The organism is Tenggerimyces flavus, from assembly GCF_016907715.1.
In the GTDB taxonomy this organism is placed as follows: domain Bacteria; phylum Actinomycetota; class Actinomycetes; order Propionibacteriales; family Actinopolymorphaceae; genus Tenggerimyces; species Tenggerimyces flavus.
Window position 1 is genome coordinate 328352 of record NZ_JAFBCM010000001.1, and the last position, 19391, is coordinate 347742.

General features: G+C 67.7%; 17 protein-coding genes. 6 read left to right on the plus strand and 11 right to left on the minus strand.

What is annotated here, in order from left to right:
• Nucleotides 1-73 precede the first annotated feature (73 nt).
• Nucleotides 74-1162, plus strand: a complete 1089-nt coding sequence (locus tag JOD67_RS01695; RefSeq protein ID WP_205114258.1) for a hypothetical protein — start codon at nucleotides 74-76, stop codon at nucleotides 1160-1162.
• Nucleotides 1140-1979, plus strand: a complete 840-nt coding sequence (locus JOD67_RS01700; RefSeq protein ID WP_205114260.1) for a hypothetical protein — start codon at nucleotides 1140-1142, stop codon at nucleotides 1977-1979. The genes JOD67_RS01695 and JOD67_RS01700 overlap by 23 nt, the downstream gene beginning before the upstream one ends.
• Nucleotides 1980-2098: 119 nt before the next feature.
• On the opposite strand, the gene JOD67_RS01705 is transcribed toward JOD67_RS01700, so the two are convergent.
• The 5 genes from JOD67_RS01705 to JOD67_RS01725 all read right to left on the minus strand — a co-directional run bounded on the left by JOD67_RS01705 (nucleotide 2099) and on the right by JOD67_RS01725 (nucleotide 5021).
• On the minus strand, nucleotides 2099-2338 hold the full coding sequence (locus JOD67_RS01705; RefSeq protein WP_205114262.1) for a hypothetical protein: 240 nt from the start codon (nucleotides 2336-2338) through the stop codon (nucleotides 2099-2101).
• A gap of 397 nt (nucleotides 2339-2735) precedes the next feature.
• A complete protein-coding gene (locus JOD67_RS01710) occupies nucleotides 2736-2900 on the minus strand; it encodes a hypothetical protein (RefSeq protein ID WP_205114264.1) in 165 nt (54 codons plus the stop codon).
• A gap of 129 nt (nucleotides 2901-3029) precedes the next feature.
• Nucleotides 3030-3353, minus strand: coding sequence for a cupin domain-containing protein (locus JOD67_RS01715; protein ID WP_205114266.1), 324 nt, complete (start codon nucleotides 3351-3353; stop codon nucleotides 3030-3032).
• A gap of 170 nt (nucleotides 3354-3523) precedes the next feature.
• Nucleotides 3524-4504 carry an aldo/keto reductase gene (locus tag JOD67_RS01720; RefSeq protein WP_205114268.1) on the minus strand — a complete coding sequence of 327 codons (981 nt, stop codon included), beginning with the start codon at nucleotides 4502-4504 and terminating at the stop codon, nucleotides 3524-3526.
• Nucleotides 4505-4574: 70 nt separating this feature from the next.
• Nucleotides 4575-5021, minus strand: coding sequence for a pyridoxamine 5'-phosphate oxidase family protein (locus tag JOD67_RS01725; RefSeq protein ID WP_205114270.1), 447 nt, complete (start codon nucleotides 5019-5021; stop codon nucleotides 4575-4577).
• Between the two features lie 22 nt (nucleotides 5022-5043).
• Here JOD67_RS01725 and JOD67_RS01730 point away from each other — a divergent pair, with 22 nt between their 5' ends.
• Nucleotides 5044-5853, plus strand: a complete 810-nt coding sequence (locus tag JOD67_RS01730) for a sugar phosphate isomerase/epimerase family protein (RefSeq protein ID WP_205114272.1) — start codon at nucleotides 5044-5046, stop codon at nucleotides 5851-5853.
• On the opposite strand, the gene JOD67_RS01735 is transcribed toward JOD67_RS01730, so the two are convergent.
• The 4 genes from JOD67_RS01735 to dnaE all read right to left on the minus strand — a co-directional run bounded on the left by JOD67_RS01735 (nucleotide 5837) and on the right by dnaE (nucleotide 12792).
• Nucleotides 5837-7057, minus strand: a complete 1221-nt coding sequence (locus JOD67_RS01735) for a hypothetical protein (protein WP_205114274.1) — start codon at nucleotides 7055-7057, stop codon at nucleotides 5837-5839. The two genes, JOD67_RS01730 and JOD67_RS01735, sit on opposite strands and share 17 nt — an antisense overlap.
• A 213-nt stretch (nucleotides 7058-7270) precedes the next feature.
• The gene (locus JOD67_RS01740) at nucleotides 7271-8794 is read right to left on the minus strand and encodes an alkaline phosphatase D family protein (RefSeq protein WP_205114276.1); all 1524 of its coding nucleotides are present in this window, start codon (nucleotides 8792-8794) and stop codon (nucleotides 7271-7273) included.
• A 240-nt stretch (nucleotides 8795-9034) separates the two neighbouring features.
• Complete coding sequence (locus JOD67_RS01745) at nucleotides 9035-9247, minus strand: hypothetical protein (protein ID WP_205114278.1); 213 nt, start codon at nucleotides 9245-9247, stop codon at nucleotides 9035-9037.
• Nucleotides 9244-12792, minus strand: coding sequence for a DNA polymerase III subunit alpha (dnaE, locus tag JOD67_RS01750; RefSeq protein ID WP_205114280.1), 3549 nt, complete (start codon nucleotides 12790-12792; stop codon nucleotides 9244-9246). The genes JOD67_RS01745 and dnaE overlap by 4 nt, the downstream gene beginning before the upstream one ends.
• 104 nt (nucleotides 12793-12896) lie before the next feature.
• Here dnaE and JOD67_RS01755 point away from each other — a divergent pair, with 104 nt between their 5' ends.
• Nucleotides 12897-13826 (plus strand): LysR family transcriptional regulator, encoded by a 930-nt coding sequence (locus JOD67_RS01755; protein WP_307782234.1) that lies wholly within the window; start codon nucleotides 12897-12899, stop codon nucleotides 13824-13826.
• A gap of 90 nt (nucleotides 13827-13916) precedes the next feature.
• Here the strand turns inward: JOD67_RS01755 and rox are convergent, their stop codons facing one another.
• Together rox and JOD67_RS01765 are read right to left on the minus strand one after the other, a co-directional pair.
• The gene (gene rox, locus JOD67_RS01760; protein ID WP_205114285.1) at nucleotides 13917-15350 is read right to left on the minus strand and encodes a rifampin monooxygenase; all 1434 of its coding nucleotides are present in this window, start codon (nucleotides 15348-15350) and stop codon (nucleotides 13917-13919) included.
• Between the two features lie 150 nt (nucleotides 15351-15500).
• Nucleotides 15501-16187: a TetR/AcrR family transcriptional regulator gene (locus JOD67_RS01765; RefSeq protein ID WP_205114287.1), complete on the minus strand. Its 687-nt coding sequence runs from the start codon at nucleotides 16185-16187 to the stop codon at nucleotides 15501-15503.
• A gap of 52 nt (nucleotides 16188-16239) precedes the next feature.
• Between JOD67_RS01765 and JOD67_RS01770 the strand changes: the two genes are divergently transcribed.
• Entirely contained in the window at nucleotides 16240-17760 is a 1521-nt protein-coding gene (locus JOD67_RS01770; RefSeq protein WP_205114289.1) for an FAD-dependent oxidoreductase, read from the plus strand.
• A 721-nt stretch (nucleotides 17761-18481) separates the two neighbouring features.
• Nucleotides 18482-18760 carry a hypothetical protein gene (locus JOD67_RS01775; RefSeq protein WP_205114291.1) on the plus strand — a complete coding sequence of 93 codons (279 nt, stop codon included), beginning with the start codon at nucleotides 18482-18484 and terminating at the stop codon, nucleotides 18758-18760.
• Nucleotides 18761-19391: the final 631 nt, after the last annotated feature.

Here is a 19391-nt window from a genome sequence, read left to right on the forward strand (position 1 = left end):
GCGCGCCGTTCGGGAAAAATTGCTATTCCGCCGTCAGCGGAGTTAAGCTTTTTCCCGAACGGAGGCGAATGTAGTGAACGACACCGCAGCGCCGCAGTCAGAGGCCGAAGTGTTGGCGCGCGGTCTGGCCATCCTGACCGAGCGGCTACCACCGGGCTGGACCACTCGCCCCACGCCCGTACCGGCCAGTCGGGACAGTGGCGTAGACAGCATCGTAGAACTGGCTTCCCCGGACGGGACGACGACGTGGCTTCTCATCGAAGCCAAACGCGTCGTGGACTCACGTGACGTCGCCTCCATCAGTGAACTGCTCCACAACTACCTCAGCGATATCCCTGACCAGCTCCGCATACGAGTCGTGATTGCACGCTACTTGTCACCACCCGTACGCGAGCGCCTTGCCGACCATGGCCTGTCATATATAGACGCCACCGGCAACATACGGCTGACGGCCTCCAAACCCGGCCTGTTTCTCTCAGATCATGGAGCCGACCGGGATCCTTGGCGTGGTCCTGGTCGCCCACGGGGCACCTTGAAGGGAACGCCAGCACATAAGATCGTTCGCGCGTTGTTGGATTTCGACCGACAATGGTCGATGCGCCATCTCATCGAGACCGCCGAAGTATCAACTGGCGCGGCATACCGTGTAGTCGATTTCTTGGCCGATGAGGATCTGATCCAGAAGGACGAAGCGAGGATCGTCGCATCGGACTGGCGGCGACTACTGCGGCGATGGAGCCGAGACTACGAGTTTGTCGGCAGCAATCGGACCACCCGCTGGATTGCTGCCAGGGGTATTGACCGGCTCCTAAGACGCGCGGTGGAAAGCCCCACAGAGTATGCCGTCACAGGAACCACCGCAGCCGCTGAATGGGCCCCCTACGCCCCGGCCCGGGCAGCGATGATCTATACCAGCGAGGCGACGATGGCCGCCGACTTATGGGACCTGCGCCCCGCCGACGCCGGAGCGAACGTGATTCTCGCCGAGCCGGAGAGCAACGCCGTCTTCGCCAGAAGCCGCCCGTCGGCATCCGGCGGCTACCAGATTGCGGCACCCACGCAGGTCGCCGTCGATCTAATGACAGGCCCCGGCCGAAATCCGTCTGAAGCAGAGGAACTCGTTGAATGGATGGTGCGCAATGAACGCGCATGGCGGGAGTAGCGAAGATCTTCTGGTGGCGTCGCGCACCGCGATGCTTGACGCTCTCGCCGCCCTCGATGCTCAGCGAGACGCCGTGATCGTCATTGGTGCTCAGGCGATCTACCTGCGCACGTCAGCCGCTCCGGTAGCCCTGGCAGAGGCGACAAAGGACAGCGATCTAGCGTTGGACCCACGCTCGCTAAACGACGCCCCTCTTATAGAGGAAGCGATGACCCAGGCTGGATTCTATCTGAATCCCATCAGCAATCAGCCAGGCGCATGGTTGAGCCCGAAAGGCGTACCCGTCGACCTCATGGTCCCAGAAACGCTCGCAGGCAAGGCCGGCAAACAGGCTCGCGGAGCACGGATTCCGCCCCACAGCAAGACAGTCGCCAGGCGGGCGAGGGGCCTCGAAGCCGCTCTCGTAGACAATTCGTCGATGGAGGTGTTCTCACTGGACACGTCCGACAATCGTTCCTACACGGCAGCGGTCGCCGGACCTGGCGCACTTCTCGTCGCGAAGCTGTACAAGATCGCGGAACGCGTCGATTTCCCAACGCGACTGGTCGACAAGGATGCGCACGATATCTATCGCATACTCGTCGACATTGAGACAGAAGCGTTGGCCGAAGCCTTCAGACGTTTGAACGCCGACCCAATCAGCAGTCAGGAGACGGGAGAGGCCCTGCAGTTTCTGGACATTCTGTTCGCCAAAGGACCATCCGCACTCGGGTCGGCGATGGCCGGGCGGGCCGAGACCGGAATCGGCGAACCGGTCACCGTGGCATTGCAGGTATCCGTCTTGGCCGCGGATCTAGTAGCCGCTACTCGATCCTGATGGCACCTACCCTCCGTGAGGACTCGCTACATACACGGACCTGGTTGCAATGACACCAAGATTGTTCCGCAGTGCAATTGGTGCCCGCGCCGAAGGCTGGGTGCCGGACGTGCGGTCGATCAGCCTGCGGGCGGGGCGGACGACGGTGGCTGACGTGGTGCTCCAGCAGGACGGTTGCTAGCCCGGTCGACGAGCAGGCGATGGCGGGCTTCCTCGCGGGCCTCGACCTTCGCCAGCCACTCGCGGAGCGGCCTGGTGTCACCCTCGGCCACTGCCGCGTTACGCGCCGCGATGAACTCCTCCCGTTCCTGCTGCTGCGCCGCCGACAGGCGTCCATAGCGTCCGGGCTGTTGGGTCATCGCGCACACCTCCTGCGACCTGTGACACAGAGGCGGCAGGAATATCACGCGGGTTTCGGTGTGGCCTAGGCCACACCGACGCGAAGGGGACACAGCGACCCCTTGCCGAGGCACGCATCGCCCCGACACCGAGGCGGGTCAGCCGGCCGGCAACCCCAGACACGAAGAGAACACAGCGACCCCTTGCCGAGACACGCACCACCCCGACACCAAGGCGGGTCAGCCGGCCGGCAACCCCAGACACGAAGAGAACACAGCGACCCCTTGCCGAGGCACGCATCGCCCCGACACCGAGGCGGGTCAGCCGGCCGGCAACCCCAGACGCGAAGGGACCCCTTGCCGAGGCAGGGGGCAAGGGGTCCGGCTCGTGTGTTGAGTCCTAGTGGTTACTTCCCGGTCACGCCAGCTGAGGTTCGCGGTGCGAGATGGGCGTTCGGCCACCGACCGAGTTCGTGACCCGCCGCCAGCCGAGGATACGGCGGGCGAGGTTCGCTGACTTGGCCGCCTGGACGCGGTCGTTGATGCGGGTGCGGGCCAGGTCCTGCGTGAGCTGCGAGTACATCGTGGTCCCCTTCGGAGGTCTTCTGCCCTTTGCTGACATCTAGAAGATTGCTCGTAAGGGGTGGGTCGGCGGATCGGGCAGCTGCCTAAGGTTTCGCCCCTACCCTCGGGACCGCCGTAAGGAGCCGCCTTAGTTGCCGTACTGCTTCGTCTCCGGCCGCTCCAGCAGCAGCGCGTGGGCGACCGCGTCCGCCACCGGGCGGTGGCGGACGCCGCGGGGTACGACGAACAGATCGCCACGGGCGAGAACGACCGGCTCAGCGCCCTCCAGCTCGATGCGGAACGTGCCGTCCCAGCACAGGAACAGCTCGTCCTCGTCGTGCTCGTGCCAGGGGAACTCGCCCTCCAGCCGCGCGACGCGGACGACCGCGTCGTTAGCGACCGCGAGATCGCGCGGCTGCCACGGCCCGGCCAGGGCGTCGATGGCCGCGGGGATGGAGACAGGAGTGCTCATACGGCCGATCGTAGGGATGTCGCGGGCCGGCGGACATGGCCACTTGACCGCATACTGGCCTGCTCGGCCGGCCCAGCCGGGGCTCAGGCCTGCCCGTGATCATGAACGTGATCATGAAGGCAAACCCGGCGTATATGACCAGTTCGGCTTCATGATCACGTTCATGATCACTAGGCCGCGTCGAGCCGGGCCCGCTGGTCGGCGGTCAGCTCGAGGTCGACCGCCTCGATGCTCTCGTTCAGCTGTTCCACCGACGACGCTCCCACCAGCGGGATCACCGGGATCGAGCCGCCGATCAGCCAGGAGAGCACGACCTGGTTCGCGGTCGCGCCCGTCTCCGCGGCCACCTCGGCCAGCGCGGCCAGCCGGGGCGCGGTGCCGCCGTGGTCGTAGCGCGCCTCCCAGGGCTTGTCCTCACGCACGTACCGGCCCGACAGCAACGGCGAGTACGCCACCAGCGCCAGCTCGGGCTGCGCCCGGACGTAGGAGAGCAGTTCCCCGCTCGCCGGCCCCTGATCGCCGTCCGGCGACAGCTCGGACAGGTCCGTACGAGCCCGCAGGTAGCTGTGGCTGTACTGCAGCACCTCGTACCCCGGCACCCCCGCCGACGCCGCCAGCGCCCGAGCCCGCTCGACCCGCCAGATCCAGTGGTTGCTCACGCCGAGCAGACCCACCAGACCCTCGCTGACGAGGTCGGCGAAGCCCGACACCGTCTCCGACAGCTCCACCGTGGGGTCCTCGATGTGCGCATAGAGCACGTCCAGCCGGTCGACACCCAGCGTCTCCAGGCTCCGCGACGCCGACTCGCGGATGATCTTCGCCGACAGCCCCTCGGGGTTGTCGACGTAGGACGTCCCCGGCGCCAGCGGCCGAGCGCCGAGCTTGGTCGCGATCACGATCTCCGACCCGATGCCGCGGCTGCGCCGCCACCGGCCGAGCAGACCTTCGCTCTCGCCGCCCTGCGTGCCGTTCTCCCAGAACGCGTAGTTGTCGGAGGTGTCGATGAACGTGCCGCCCGCCTCGACGTACCGGTCGAGGATCGCGAACGAGGTCGCTTCGTCGGTCTTCGTGCCCATCAGCATCGCGCCGAGGCTGAGCACGCTCACCTCGCGGCGCGTGGCCGGATCAGTGCCAATCGTCCTGTACTTCATGTCGCCCAGCCTAGGAACGCCCGCCGCGAACGAGCCGGGCCAATCGCGGGCGACGCGCCCGAACCAATCCCTAACTCGTCAGCCAGGAACCGTCACGGAAGATCGTTCGGTCGGCCTCCTCCTCGGCCGTCCGCCACACGAGGACACGCTGAGGCTGAATCACGAACCACAGTTGAGGATCCGCCTCCTCCCGCGGATCCCACGACAGCTTGCGTACGAACGCCGCCGCCACTTCGTCCGCAAGCGAGCGCCGCGCCTCCGCGAAACCGTCGACGATCACCACATCCAGCGGATCCCCGAGCGCGAGCCGTACGTACCCCGTCGTCTCCAGGTTCCGCGCGGTCAACGTCGACGCCCCGGCGCTCAGCACCACAACGGAGTCGTGCCAGAGGAACGGCACGGGCAGCAGCTGCGGCGTACCGCCGTGCTGGCTGCCGGTCGCGAGCCACAGCGTGGTGTCCGCATTCAGCCGAGATTCGGTGTCCACGCGTCGCTGCGCGCGGCTACGAGCCGTCACAGATCCGACCATACTGAGGCGCATGCTGCTCTCGTTCACCACACTCGGTTGTCCAGGTTGGGATCTCGACACGGTGATCACCCGCGCGGCGGAGTACGGCTTCGACGCCGTCGACTTCCGCGGGCTCGGCGAGGAGATGGAGGTCTGGCGGCTGCCGGCGTTCTCCACCGACGCCGCCACCACCGTGCAGCGCGTCACCGACGCCGGCCTCGCGGTGTCGTGCTTCTCCAGCTCGGTGCAGGTCGCGAACCCCGACCGCGCCCAGGCCAACCGCGACGAGGTCGCCGCGTACGGGCAGGTGTGCGAGACGTTCGGCACCAAACACATCCGCGTGTTCGGCGGCAAGATCGGCGACGAGGACCGGCAGGTCGCGATCGAACGTACGGCTGCCCACCTCGCTGAACTCGCGGCGATCGCGGACCGGCACGGCGTAAGGCTGCTGATCGAGACGCACGACGACTGGACGGCCTGCGCGCACGTCGCCTCGGTGCTGGAGGCCGCCGGCGACGTCGCGGCCGGCGTCCTGTGGGACGTCCACCACCCGTGGCGCACCCTCGACGAGCAGCCCGAGGACACGCTCGCGACGCTCGGCAAGTGGATCGAGAACTCGCACTGGAAGGACTCGTCCGGCACCAAGGAAGGGTTCAACTACGTCGCGATGGGCGAAGGCGACCTCCCGCTGCCGAAGATCGCGAGCCTCCTGCAGGAGTCCGGGTACGCCGGCTATCACACGTTCGAGTGGGAGAAGCGCTGGCACGCCGAGCTCGCCGAGCCGGAGGTCGCGTTCCCGCAGTACGTCGAGTACATGCGGGGACTCACCAGCTCGAGTTGACGAATCCCATGCCCAGGTAGACCTGGTCCCAGGTGTTGCCGTCGTTGTCGTCGGCGTACGTCACGTTCACCTCGCCCCATGCCGAGACCGCGATCGCCATGCCGTCCTGCTTGCCGGCGGGCACCGACATCAGCGCGTGCGAGGCCAGCCGCCCGGTGGTCGTGCCGTCGGGGTTGAAGCCACGGGCCCACGTGTCCAGGTCGGTGGCCTGAACGGTCCACGCCACCACGGTGTTCGCCTGGTCGTCGATCCCGATCCCCGGGACCTTCGCGCCGGTAGCGACGGACACGTCGCCGTGCCGCGGTGCGGCCGCCGGAGTGAACGAACGCGTCCAGGCCGCCCCACCGGACTCCCACGCGACCGCGAAGGCACCGTTGAAGTTCGCGGCGATCGACGGCCGCGCGTGCTGTCCACCACTGGTGGTGTTGGCGATCCGCCTCGTGAGGTTGACCGCGCCGTTGGACTTCGCGAGCCCGACGAGGCCGATGTTGTAAGCAGCGTTGGCGTCTGAGTCCTCTTCCCACACGACGCGCGCGTCACCCGACGCCGACACCGCGATATCCGGGCGGCGATGGCTGCCGGTGGTCTGGCTCGCGGTGACCTCGTACGCCTTGGTGGTGAGGTTGGTGTAACCGGCGGCCTTGACCGTCGACGGCGCCGTTCCCTGGGTGTCCTCCCAGGCCACGGTGAACGCGACGGCGGCCGGCGTCGCCGGCGTACCGTCGGGGTCGACCGCGACTTTCGGCCACAGCTGTTGGCCATCGGCGCTCGCGTTCGCCCTGCCCGACGCCCTGATGGCACCCGCGGGCGACACCACGCGGTAGGGGATGTTGTAGAAGCCGTTGCCGTCCGGGTCATCCGCCCAGACGACGACCGCGTTGCCCTGGTCGTCGAGGCCGACGTCGGGCGCGAGGTGCTTCCACTGCACGCCGGACGTGCCGCCCGCGGACAGCTTGAGCTCGTACGCCGCCGTCCCGTTCCTGAACAGGCGAAGGTAGATCTCGCTGTGGTTGTTGTTCTCCGCGTCGGTCGCGTCGCGGTCGTCCTCCCACACGACCGCGACGTCGCCGTTCCGGTTCGTCGCGACGGCGGCGACGTCCTGGTCGCCGGTCGAGTTGGAGTTGGCGGTCACCCACGTCGGCGCGGCCAGCGCCGGCGCCGCCATCAGCCCGCCCACCGCCAACGCGGTGAGTGCCAACGTCACCACAACCCTGCGCCCATGGCGACCGCTCGCACGTGTCGGCCGCAGGCGGCCTCCACGGCATCGGGCCGCGGTGCTCGGCGGCCCCTGGTGGCCCTGCGGCGACCAGACGGCGGCCTTCGGCCGAAAGGATCGTCCTCGGACCCCGGAAGCCGGCGCCGCCGTGCGTGGTGATTTCTCGTGCACTCCACCGTCAGCTCTCATCTTCGGCCCCCTCTAGATGTCTTGCAGACCGGGAACGCCATCCTGGATGGCGAACGAACGCAACGTGCTCGCCGGAGCGCCGTGCTCGGTGACCGACGTGAGGGTACGGAAGTCGGCGCGCATTTGGCTCTGCGTGATCGTCGTCCGCACGTAGCCGCGGCGGTCCACGTAGAACCTCAGGTGCGGGTTGGTGCCCTGGTCCGGGACGGTCGTCGAGCCCGATCCGTTGGCCCCGGACGTGATCGACGTCGTGACCAGCTCGGTGCCGATCGTCGCCGAGTTCGAGTTCGCGTAGTCGGCCTTGAGGTTGTTCGCCCAGGACCGGTGCACATCGCCGGTGAGCACGACGGGGTTGCGCGTACCGCGTTGCACCCAGCCGTTCTGGATCCGCGACCGCGACGCGCGGTAGCCGTCCCAGGAGTCCATGCTCGCGCCGGTGGCGTTGAACCTGCGGGCGAAGAACACCTGCTGGCCCATCACGTCCCAGGTCGACGCGTGCTGGTTGAGGCCGTCGAGCAGCCAGGTCTCCTGCGCGTTGCCGGGGAGGCTCCGGTTCGCGAGGTCGGCGTCGGAGCAGACCTTCCAGCCGTCGCCGCAGGCCTGGTCGTTGCGGTACTGGCGGGTGTCGAGCATGTGGAACGTCGCGAGCTTGCCCCACTGGACCCGCCGGAAAAGCGGGATCGCGGCGCCGCCGGGAGCTTGGGCCGGGCGGAGCGGCATGTTCTCGTAGTACGCGCGGTAGGCCGCCGTACGACGTGCCGTCCACTGCGCGGCGGTGAGCGCGGGGTTGTTGTTCTCGCGAATGTTGCCGGCGTGGTTGTTCTCGACCTCGTGGTCGTCGTTGACGACGAGCCAGGGCGCGATCGCGTGTGCTGCTTGGAGATCGGGGTCGGTGCGGTACTGCGCGTACCTGCGCCGGTAGTCCTGGATCGAGACGATCTCAGCACCGGCGTGGGCGCGGGTGCGGCCGGTGACCGTTCCGTACTCGTAGATGTAGTCGCCGAGGTGGAGGATCACATCGGGGTTGTCCTCGGCCATCCGGCGGTACGCGGTGAAGTATCCCTCCTCGTAGTGTGAGCAGGAGGCGAAGGCCATGACGATGTCGCGGCCGAACGTTCCGGTGGCGGGCGTCGTCCGCGTCCTGCCGACCGGCGAGATGTGGCCGTTCGCGCGGAACCGGTAGTAGTAGTTGGCGTCAGCGTTCAGCCCGCCCGCGACGACGTGCACCGAGTGCGCGTCGGCGTACTTCGCGGCGACAGAACCCTGGGCGACGATGGTCGCGAACGTGTCGCTGGTCGAGACCTGCCACTCCACGGTGACATCGCTGTTCGGCATGCCCCCTTGGCCGTCCGCGTTGAGCGGAGCCGTGGCGAGTCTCGTCCACAGGACCACGGAGTCGGCCGCGGGCTCGCCCGAGGCGATGCCTAACTTGAACGGGTACGGGACCACCGCCGCCGTACTCGGCGTCTGCGCGACAACCCCCGCGGCGACCGCGATGCCGCCGAGCACGAAGTACCTGCGACTGACCTTGCTCATAGCACTCACCCTCCGCCGGACAGACAGATGAGACGATCACGAGCAGACCCACGCTGAAACTTATCTTCGAGACATCGAACTATGACCGTAAACGAATGTCAACGGGTCATCCCATCTCCAACGTTGACCCTCGCGAAATCGCTACCTGATCATGCCTCGCTGGTTATCGTGGAAGGCATATCAAGGGGCACGTCGGCCGCAGAGGGTCTTCCGACCGGCGTGCCCACAACTTTGCGCAGGTCACAGCTCGCCGCGGCGCCAGGCCTCGAGCTCGCCGGCCAGGGCGACGGCATCGGGTCGACGGGGTTGGTCACCCCAGTGCCACACGCAGTCCGCGCACAGCGGCACCTCGTCGACCACCCGGAGCTCCGCGCCAACCGCGTTCGTCCACACCCCCGGCAGCCGCAAGAAGCCGAGGAGAACCCCGGACCGGCACCACGAGCACCCGGTCATGACGGCCCGATCGCGTTGGCGCCGAGCAGCGCCTTGACGTCGCTGTAGAACGCCGGGTCCGGCGCGACCTGGTACGGGCGCAGGTTCAGCAGCACCGATCCCGACCCGGCCCGGAGCAGCCGCAGATGAACGGGTGCCGCACCGGGATAGCTCGCCAGGATCTGCTTGAACTCCACGACGAACCGCTCGGTCACCTGCGTCGACTGCACCGAGATCACCACCGGCGCCACCACCGCGGCACCCGCGACGTCGAGCACAGCGATGTCCTCGCCGTACAGGCTCAGCGTCTCGTCGCGTACGTTCACCCGCCCGCGCACCGACACCACCCGGTCCTGCGCCAGCACCTCGTTGAACAGCGCGTACGTACTCGGGAAGACCAGGCACTCCACCGACGCGTCCAGGTCCTCCACCGTCACGATCGCCCACGGATCGCCGCGCTTCGTGACCCTGCGTTCGAGCGAAGACACGATCCCGCTGATCCGCACCACCCCGTCCTGCCGGCCCGACGCCAGCAGGTCGACGATCGACGTGTCCCGGTGAGCGCTCAACACCGCCTCGGCGCCGTCCAGAGGATGACTCGACACGTACAGCCCGAGCATCTCCCGTTCGAACGCGAGCAACGTCGCGCCGTCCCACTCAGCATCGGGAACGGCGATCGCGAAGCCCTCCTCGTCAGCACCGACCGCGCCGAACAGCGAGTCCTGCCCGTACGCCTCGTGCCGCTTGACGCCGATCACGGCATCGACCGCCTGCTCGTGCACGGCGACGATCCCCTTGCGGGCATGGCCCAAGCTGTCGAACGCGCCCGCCTTCGCCAGCGACTCGATCACCCGCTTGTTGCACACCACGACCGGCACCTTCCCCAGGAAGTCGTCGAACGAGACGAACGCAGCGGACGAGCGCGCGGCGACGATCGCGTCCACCACCCCGGCGCCGACGTTGCGGACCGCGCCCAGCCCGAACCGGATGTCCGCACCCACCGCGGCGAAGTCGAGCAAGCTGGCATTGACATCCGGCGGCAGCACCTTGATCCCGAGCCGCCGGCAGTCGGCCAGATAGACGGCCATCTTGTCCTTGTCGTCCCCCACAGAAGTCAACAGGGCAGCCAGATACTCACTCGGATGGTTCGCCTTGAGGTACGCGGTCCAGTACGACACGAGCCCGTAACCCGCGGTGTGCGACTTGTTGAACCCGTACCCGCTGAACGGGACGAGCACGTCCCAGACCGCCTTGATCGCCGGCTCGGAGAACCCGCGGTCGCGCATCCCGGTGGAGAAACGGTCCCACTCCGCGTCCAGCACGTCCTTCTTCTTCTTGCCCATCGCCCGCCGCAGCATGTCCGCGGCACCGAGCGAGTAGCCCGCGAGCTGCTGCGCGATCGCCATCACCTGTTCCTGGAACACCACCAGGTGATAGGTGTCCCCGAGGATCGGCTCGAGCGCCGACTCGAGCTCGGGATGGATCGGCGTCACGGCCTGCTTGCCGGTCTTGCGCAGCGCGTAGTTCGTGTGCGCGTTCATCTCCATCGGGCCGGGGCGATAGAGCGCGTTCACCGCCGCGATGTCGGTGAACGTCGTCGGCTGCATCAGCTTGAGCAGCACCCGCATGCCGCCGCCGTCGAGCTGGAACACGCCGAGCGTGTCGCCGCGCGCGAGCAGGTCGTACGTCGTGGGATCGTCCAGCGGCACAGAGAGGATGTCGATCTCGATGCCCTTGTTGGCTTGGATGTTCGCGATCGCATCGCCGATCACGGTGAGGTTGCGGAGGCCGAGGAAGTCCATCTTCAGCAGGCCCATGTCCTCGGCCTGGGTGAACGGGAAGCCGGTGACGATCGGCCCGTCGGCCTTCGGCTTCACCAACGGGATCACGTCGAGCAACGGCTCGCTGGACAGGATCACACCGGCGGCGTGGATGCCGGTCCCGCGGGTGAGGCCCTCGAGACCCGCCGCGGTGTCGAGCACCTGCTTGACCTCGGTGTCCTGCGCGTAGAGCTGCCGCAGCTCCGTCGCCTCACCGTGCCGTTCGTGCGAAGACTCGTGGATCGCGGCGAGCGGAATCTCCTTGCCACCCACGGCAGCCGGGAACGCCTTGGTGATGCGATCTCCCAACGCGTACGGCAGTCCCAGCACCCGGCACGCGTCCTTCACCGCCGCCTTCGCCTTGATCGTACTGAACGTGACGATCTGGCAGACCCGGCCGTCGCCGTACTTGCGCGTGACGTACTCGATCATCTCGTCGCGCCGCCGGTCGTCGAAGTCCAGATCGACGTCCGGCATGGAGATCCGCTCAGGATTGAGGAATCTCTCGAAGATCAGCTTGTGCTCGATCGGGTCGAGCTGGGTGATGCCGGTGCAGTACGCGACGATCGACCCCGTCGCCGAGCCGCGACCCGGCCCGAGCCCGATACCGCGCGAGCGGGCGTACGCGCAGATGTCCGCCACCACGAGGAAGTAGCCCGGGAAGCCCATCGTGTCGATCACGGACAGCTCGTAGTCGATCCGGTCGAGCACCTCCTGCGACGGCGGCTCGCCGTAGCGCTCACGGGCGCCGTTCAGGGCTTCCTTGCGTAGCCAGCTGGACTCCGTTTCGCCTTCTGGTACGGGGAATCGAGGCGTCAGATCGCGATGGGCGAAGACCTCGCCGTAGTCTCCCACGCGTTCCGCGATCAGCAGCGTGTTGTCGCAGGCACCGGCGACCTCGCCGTCCCACAGCGCGCGCATCTCCGCGGCGGGCTTGAGGTAGTACCCGCTGCCGCTGAAGCGGAACCGGTCCGCGTCGGCGAGCCGCTTGCCCGTACCGATGCACAGCAGCGCATCGTGCGCGGCAGCCTGGTCCTCGGTCACGTAGTGCGAGTCGTTCGTCGCCAACGGCGGCAGCCCGAGCTCATCGCCGAGCCTCAGCAGGTCGGCGCGGACGCGGCGCTCGATCGGCAGTCCGTGGTCCATCAGCTCGAGGAAGTAGTTCTCGCGACCGAACAGGTCGCGGTAGCGCGCGGCAGCCTCGCGCGCCTGCGCGTACTGGCCGAGCCGCAGTCTCGTCTGTACCTCACCCGACGGGCAACCCGTCGTGGCGACGATTCCCTTGCTGTACTGGGAAAGCAGCTCGTCATCCATCCGCGGGTACTTCTGGACGTGCCCCTCCAACCAGGCCCGCGACTGCAGCCGGAACAGGTTGCGCAGCCCCGTGGCGTCGACCGCCCACATCGTCAGGTGCGTGTAGAGACCGCGCCCGGAGACGTCGCCGCCCTCGCCGGTCGCGTCGTTGGAACGACGCAGCGCGACGTTCTCGCTGTAGTAGACGGGCTGCTTGTCGTACCGCGAACGCGGGGCGACGTACGCCTCGATGCCGATGATCGGCTTGACCTCGGCCTTGCGCGCCGACTGGTAGAACTCGTACGCCCCGTGCACGTTGCCGTGGTCGCTCATCGCGATTGCAGGCATCTCCAGCCGCGACACCTCGTCAACGAGGCGCCCGACCTTCGCGGCGCCGTCGAGCATGCTGTACTCGGTGTGCACGTGGAGATGCACGAACGAACGCTCCGGCATGCACATCCTCTGGTTGTAAGCTCGCCGATCGACTGACGCATTCGATCCGAGAGCGGGCGGGGATGTCCAACAATCGACACGCGGGCTCGGCACAACCTGACGTTGTGGATCTGGACTTCGCCGCGGTGCGTGCGTTCGTGACGATCACCGAGGAACGCACGTTCAGCGAGGCCGCCGCACGGCTCGGCATCAGCCAGCAGGCGATCTCCAAGCGGATCGCGAAGCTCGAGTCCGACCTCGGCGTGCGGCTGTTCTTCCGTACGCGGTCCGGCGCGGAGCTGACCGAGGACGGCCGGACGTTCCTGCACCACGCGCGGTCGTTGGTCGGCATCGCCGACCAGGCGCTCGCGCTGCTGCGCGGGCGGCGCCGGTCGTTGCGGATCGACGTGCTCGACACCAGGGTGGTGGCGACCGAGCTGGTCCGCGCGTTCCACGACGGCGCCGAGGACGTCGACATCGAGATCACCACGTCGAACGGCCTGCGCTCCGCGCGCGGCGCGCTCGCCCGCGGCTCGATCGACGCCGCGTTCGCCCGCGTGATGGGAACGCTGGACGAGGAGCTCCGGCACCTCCCGGCGTACCTCGAGCCGATCTACGTCCTGGTCGACCGGTCGCATCCGTTGGCGCGGCTGCGCGAGGTGCCGATGTCGCGGCTGGCCGCGTCGACGATCTGGATGCCCGGGAACGTGGCGGGCAGCGAGTGGGAGGAGTTCTACCGGCTGCTCGGAGTCGAGTTCGACCTCGAGATCGACACGTCCGGGCCGGACTTCGGCTGGGAGCACTACGTCGAGCAGGTCAGCTCTCGGCGGCGGATCAGCCTGGTGGGCGACGGGACCCGGCTGCCCGCGCATCCCCGTACGGTCCAGGTCCCGATCGTCCGCCCGACCCCGGTCTACCCGTGCTCGCTGCTCTACCACCGGCAGAACTACCACCCGGCGCTGACGCAGCTGATCGACCACGTGACCAGGACGTTCCGCCCGTTCGACCCATCCCACCAATGGCTCCCGGAGCCGGACCTGCTCGCGTACACGTAGGGGCTGATACAAGCCGCACCGCCTCGATACGCCCGCATCGGACAGGTGCTCCGCACCGAGTGAGCACCTGTCCGACGTCGGGCTCGTGCGTCAGGTGGCTTTGCCGAACCACCTGGCGAGGGCGTCGGCCAGCTCCTGCTGGGCGTTGCCGGCCCAGGCGACGTGGCCGTCGGGGCGGAGGAGGACCGCGGGATGCGGGAGGTCTTCGCTCACATCCACGGCGTGGTCGACGCGGTCGGCCCAGCCGTCCACCGACAGGGCGCCGGATTGGTCGAGCAGGAGACCGCGGCCGGCGTGCATCAGGTCGAAGAGCCGGCCGCCCTTGAGCGCGACGTTCGGGAGACGGCGGCCGACGAGGTCCTCGTCCGAGCCGAGGTCGTAGCGGAGGTTGACGCCGATGAGCTTCTCGATCAGGTACGTGTGCACCTCTTCGAAGTCCATCAGCTCCGACACCAGCCGCCGCGCGGCTTGGGAGTTCAGGTCGTTCGCCATCAGCACGCTCTGCGCCCGGGTGTTGCTCAGCACGTCCTCGGCGATCGGGTACCGCTCGGCGTGGTACGTGTCCAACAGACCCTCGGGCGCCCAGCCGGCGACGGCGGCGGCGAGCTTCCAACCCAGGTTGAACGCGTCCTGGATCCCGAGGTTCAAGCCCTGACCACCCAGCGGTGGGTGGACGTGGGCCGCGTCACCGGCGAGCAGCACTCGGTCGACGCGGTACTGGTCGACCAGCCGGGTCGCGTCGCCGAACCGCGACAGCCAGCGCGGCGAGTGCACGCCGAAGTCGGTGCCCGAGTACGCGCGTAGCTGCTGCTTGAGCTCGTCGAGCGTCGGCGCCACCGTACGGTCCTCGGCCACCTCCGCCGCGGGAACGACGACGCGGAAGATGCCCGCCTCCCCGGACGGGGACGGCCCGATGCCGAAGAACAGTTCGGTCTTGCGGATTTCGGTCACGATGGCGGCCATCTCCGCCACCGGCATGGTCGCCTCCAGCTCGCCCAGCAGCGTCTGGGTCCGGGGCGGCTCACCGGGGAAGTTCACGCCGAGCAGCTTGCGGACCGTGCTGCGGCCGCCGTCGCAGCCCACGAGATACTTCGCGCTCAGCGACGTTCCGTCCGCAAGTTCGACCTCGACCGAGTCCGTGGACTGGCTCAACGACACCACTTCGCTGCCGCGCCGGGTTTCGATCCCGAGCTCTTCTGCGCGGTCGGCAAGCAGCCGTACGACGATCGGCTGCGGAACGCTGAGAACGTACGCATGCTCGGTGTCCAGCCGCACCGGGTTCGGCTTCATGATGCCGGCGAAGTGATTGCCGACCGGGTACGGACTGCCGTGCGCGAGGAGCCGATCCAGCATCCCGCGCTGGTCCATCACCTCCACGCTGCGCGCGTGCAACCCGAGCGCGCGTACCTCCTTGGTCGGTGCCGTATCCCGTTCCAGTACGAGCACATTCACGCCGTGCAGCCGCAACTCGCAGGCCACCATCAGCCCCGTCGCTCCGCCGCCGGCAACGATCACGTCGATCATGCAAACAACCCATCTACACACGATTGAAAGGCGCCCAAGAAGGCATCGATCGGAGAGTGTGCAGGACGACAGGGGTCTTGCCGCAAGCCCCCAGGTCGGCTATAACGTTAATAGCGGCAAGGAGTGCAACAGCTCCTTGTCTTTGTCGTTTCAGGCGTGGTGGAGGCCGATTCCATCGAGCACCCACGTCAATCCGAGCTCGAACTGTCGCGCCGGCGGAGTCTCGTCGCCGTCCTGGATCCGGCGCGCAAGTGACGGGTACGCGCCGGACTCGATGAGCTGGTTGACGTACGGCGCGACGCTTGCCTGCCACTGTTCCTCGGTCAGGCCGGTACGCCGGCGCGCCTGCAGCTCGGCGAGTTCGGCGGCGACAGAGCCGAAGACGTAGGACCGAACGGTCGCGATCGCGTTCGAGGCTCGCGTCACGTCGGAGGTCAACGTAAGCGCCACCTCCAGCGCGGCGTCTGCGTGGCGCAAGGACTCGGGTCCCAACGGAGGGCGGCCGGTGAGCTCGCTGGACAGCCAGGGGTGGCGCAGCCAGAGGTCGCGGAGCCTATGCGCGATCGCCGTCAGGTCCACCCGCCAGTCACCGGTACGTGTGGGCGGCGGTGACTCGCCCTGGACCGCGTCGATCATCAGGTCCACCAGCTCGTCGCGGTTCGTCACGTACCGGTAGAGCGAGGCCGTCCCCGACTGCAGCTCCGCCGCGACCCGCCGCATGGTGACCGCGGCACCGCCCTCGGCGTCCGCGATCGCCACCGCGCGCGCGACGATCTGGTCCACGCTCGGCGCGCTCCGCCGCGGGCTCGGCCGTTCCCGCATCCACACCTCGGACATCCGCCCACCTTCCTCGTTGCGAACAGCGTACCCATATGGCTACGGTGTAGCCATGACGGACACGACGTATCCAGAGGTGCTCGTTGTCGGCGGCGGCTCGGTCGGCCTGAGCGCCGCTCTGTTCCTCGCCCACCACGGCGTCTCGACGCTCGTGGTCGAGCGGCGCGACAGCGTCTCGGTCCATCCGCGCGCGACTGGCATCGGCCCGCGCACGCTGGAGTTCTTCCGCGAGGTCGGCAGCTTCGACGCGCTCGCCGCCCAGGCCGTCGACATGGGAGGCCGCAACCTCGGCAAGGTGTACGGGACGACTCTCATGGAGACGGACCTGACCGCGACGAGCCACGCCGCGACGCCGCCGATCACCGCGAAGTTCGACGACATCTCGCCGTGCAAGCTGCCGGGAACGCTCGCGCAGAACCGCCTCGACGCCGTGCTGCTCGCCGAGGCGACTCGGCGCGGAGCTCGCGTCTCGTACGGGAGCACGGTGACTGGCGTCGCGCAGGACGCCGAGGGGGTCACGGCGACGCTGGACTCCGGCGAGACCGTCCGCGCGCGCTACCTGATCGCCGCCGACGGTGTCCGCAGCTTCGTCCGCGAGCAGCTCGGCATCGGGATCACTGGGCCTGGCCCGCTTGGCGCGCCGATGACCAGCACGCTGTTCCGCGCCGACCTCACCCCGTACACGAAGGGCGCCTGGTTCGCGACCATCAACCTCGACAACGGGATGCTGGTCATGGTCGACGGTTCACGGGACTGGATCTTCCACACGCGGGATGTCGACCTCACTCCGGAGCAGGCCGCCGCGCAGATCCGCGCCGCCGTCGGCGACGACGCTCTCGAGCTGGAGGTGCGCAGCATCCTGCCGTGGCGGCCGTGCGGCCAGCTCGCGGACAGGTTCGCCGTCGGGCGCGCGTTCCTGGCCGGCGACGCGGCCCGCGCGGTCCCGCCGCTCGGCGGGTTCGGGCTCAACACCGGCATCGCCGACGCGCACAACCTGGCTTGGAAGATCGCGTTGGTCCTCCGCGGCGCCGCCGGTCCGCAGCTGCTCGACACGTACGAATCCGAACGCCGCCCCGTCGCCGCATGGACGCTCGACCAAGCGCTCCTGCGAGGCGTACATCCCAAACTGCATTGGATGTCCGGCCCCGAAGGCGACCGCGCGCGGGCTGCGGTGGGCATGGCGCACGGCGTGGTCGTCCACGTGGGCTACCGCTACGACTCGGCCGCGATCGTCGACTCGAAGGAACGCCCGTCCGACCACGACATCAGAGCAAACCTCGACGGCTCCCCCGGCTCCCGCCTACCGCACCTCTGGGTCGCGGACGGGGTGTCCACCCTCGACCTGATCCAGTCGCGCTTCACCGTCCTGGCTGGCCCGAACGGAGACGCCTGGCTCCGCGCCGCCGACGACCTCGGCCTGAACGCCCACCAGGTACCAGGCCTCGTACCCGACAACGAAGCGCTGCTCGTCAGGCCGGACGCCTTCATCGCCTGGCGCGGCAACGATGTCGAAGACCTCGAGACAGCACTGGATCAGGTGCTCACTCGGTCCGCGGCAGCACCAGCGGCCTGAGTCAGGTGTACAGGGCGCGGCCCTCGATCAATTCCAGGTCGAAGTCGGCCGCCGCTCGGTCGCGACGTACCCGCTCCCGTTCGCACCCTGGACAGCATGCAAGTCGCCAACCCGGGGATTGGGTGGGCCGCCAGGGGATCGAACCCTGAACCCGCGGAGTCCAGGACGGTCGTCATGGTCGTTTGGCGATGGATCGGGCTTCCTCAAGCCCAGTTGAGAGAAACATGCTTGGTCGCCTCGATCCTCTCTGGTTCTTTCAGTGCCGTCCGCAACCGTCTCCTGGGCTAAGTCGGGGAGTTGATCATGGTCGACGCAGGAGGAGAAGACGAACGGCTTCGCTGGGGCTGTACCTTGCTGCTGGATTCCCCCGGCTCGCCTGCGTCTTCCACGAGCGAAGGCCCCACGACTGCGGCACGCTGGATCCATGATGGTCCTTTACGTTCTTGCCGGGCTGTTTGAGTTTGTGGGTCTCGTGCTGGCCCTACACGGTTTCAAGCGAACATGGGCGGAGTTTGTTGAGGGCGAGCCACTGAGCGCAGCCTTTGTCCGGTCGTCCTGGTCGGCAGTTGGGCGGCTTGCTGGGGTCGTCAACCGATGGGGACGGCGCATGTTGCGCATGAAGCCAAGGCCCATCGTTGGACAAGTCGCCGCTTCACTCGAGACGAGCTGGGCCATGCATGCTACCGGTAGGGTGAAATTCGGCCCTCTACCATCGATTGCGATGGATCCGTACAAGTTTGCCGCAGAAGTCCGAAATCGGCTTCAGCGCGTTCACGATATAGCGCAGGATGTTCGTGAGGCGGTCGTTGCGGAGCGAACGGCCCGTACTGAATCGGTGTCAGAGTTGGATCGTCGTATGACGGAGCGGATCGCCGAGGTGGCGGGAAAGTCGGAATCCATTGCTGTAGGCGGCTTGGTTGAGCAGATCTACGGATGGCTCTTCATCGTTCTCGGGGTCGCGCTGGGCACGATCGGCAACATCGTTCAAGCAGTCGAGTGATGATCACGAGGTACCGCGGCTTTGGTCGGTGTCCTGGCTGGGGTCGGGAGAGTGGGGGCCGTAGCTTGTCCGGGCTCGGCGGGCGGCGTGCCGCCTGCCCGTACCACCCGCCGTGGCCTCCGCTCTTCGGGCCCCGGACCCAGCGAGGTGGGTAAAGCCGCGGGAGCGGCCTCAGCCGTTGACAGCTACGCGTCAAGACGGGATCGACGCTGTGAGGGTCGTCAGATTCTGGCGGCCCTCGTGGCGCGCCTAGCCGCGTCGGCCGACCGGGCGCCCTTAGGCGCGGAGGGAAGGCCGGCGCCCTTTGGGCGGGCGCGGCGGCCCCGTAGGGCCGCCCTTGAAGACGTAGGGAAACTCATCACCGGCCTCGTCCGGCTAGCGATTCAGAAAATCCGTGCCGCCTCTTGAGCTGTTCGCGGGATACTTGCAACTGGAGTCTCTGCAAGTGCGCCGAACTCCTTTGGTGTAGTGGAGGAAGGATTCCTTGGGACGGCAGAGCAGAAGCAAGGCCGAACGCCGCAACGGTCTGCGGCCACCGACGGCCAAGGAGGCGCTGCGTGCGGCTCAGCGGGCAGAGCGGCGGGGCCGAAATTATGGCAATGATCTGTCAGACTACGAGAGGCTGGCCAGC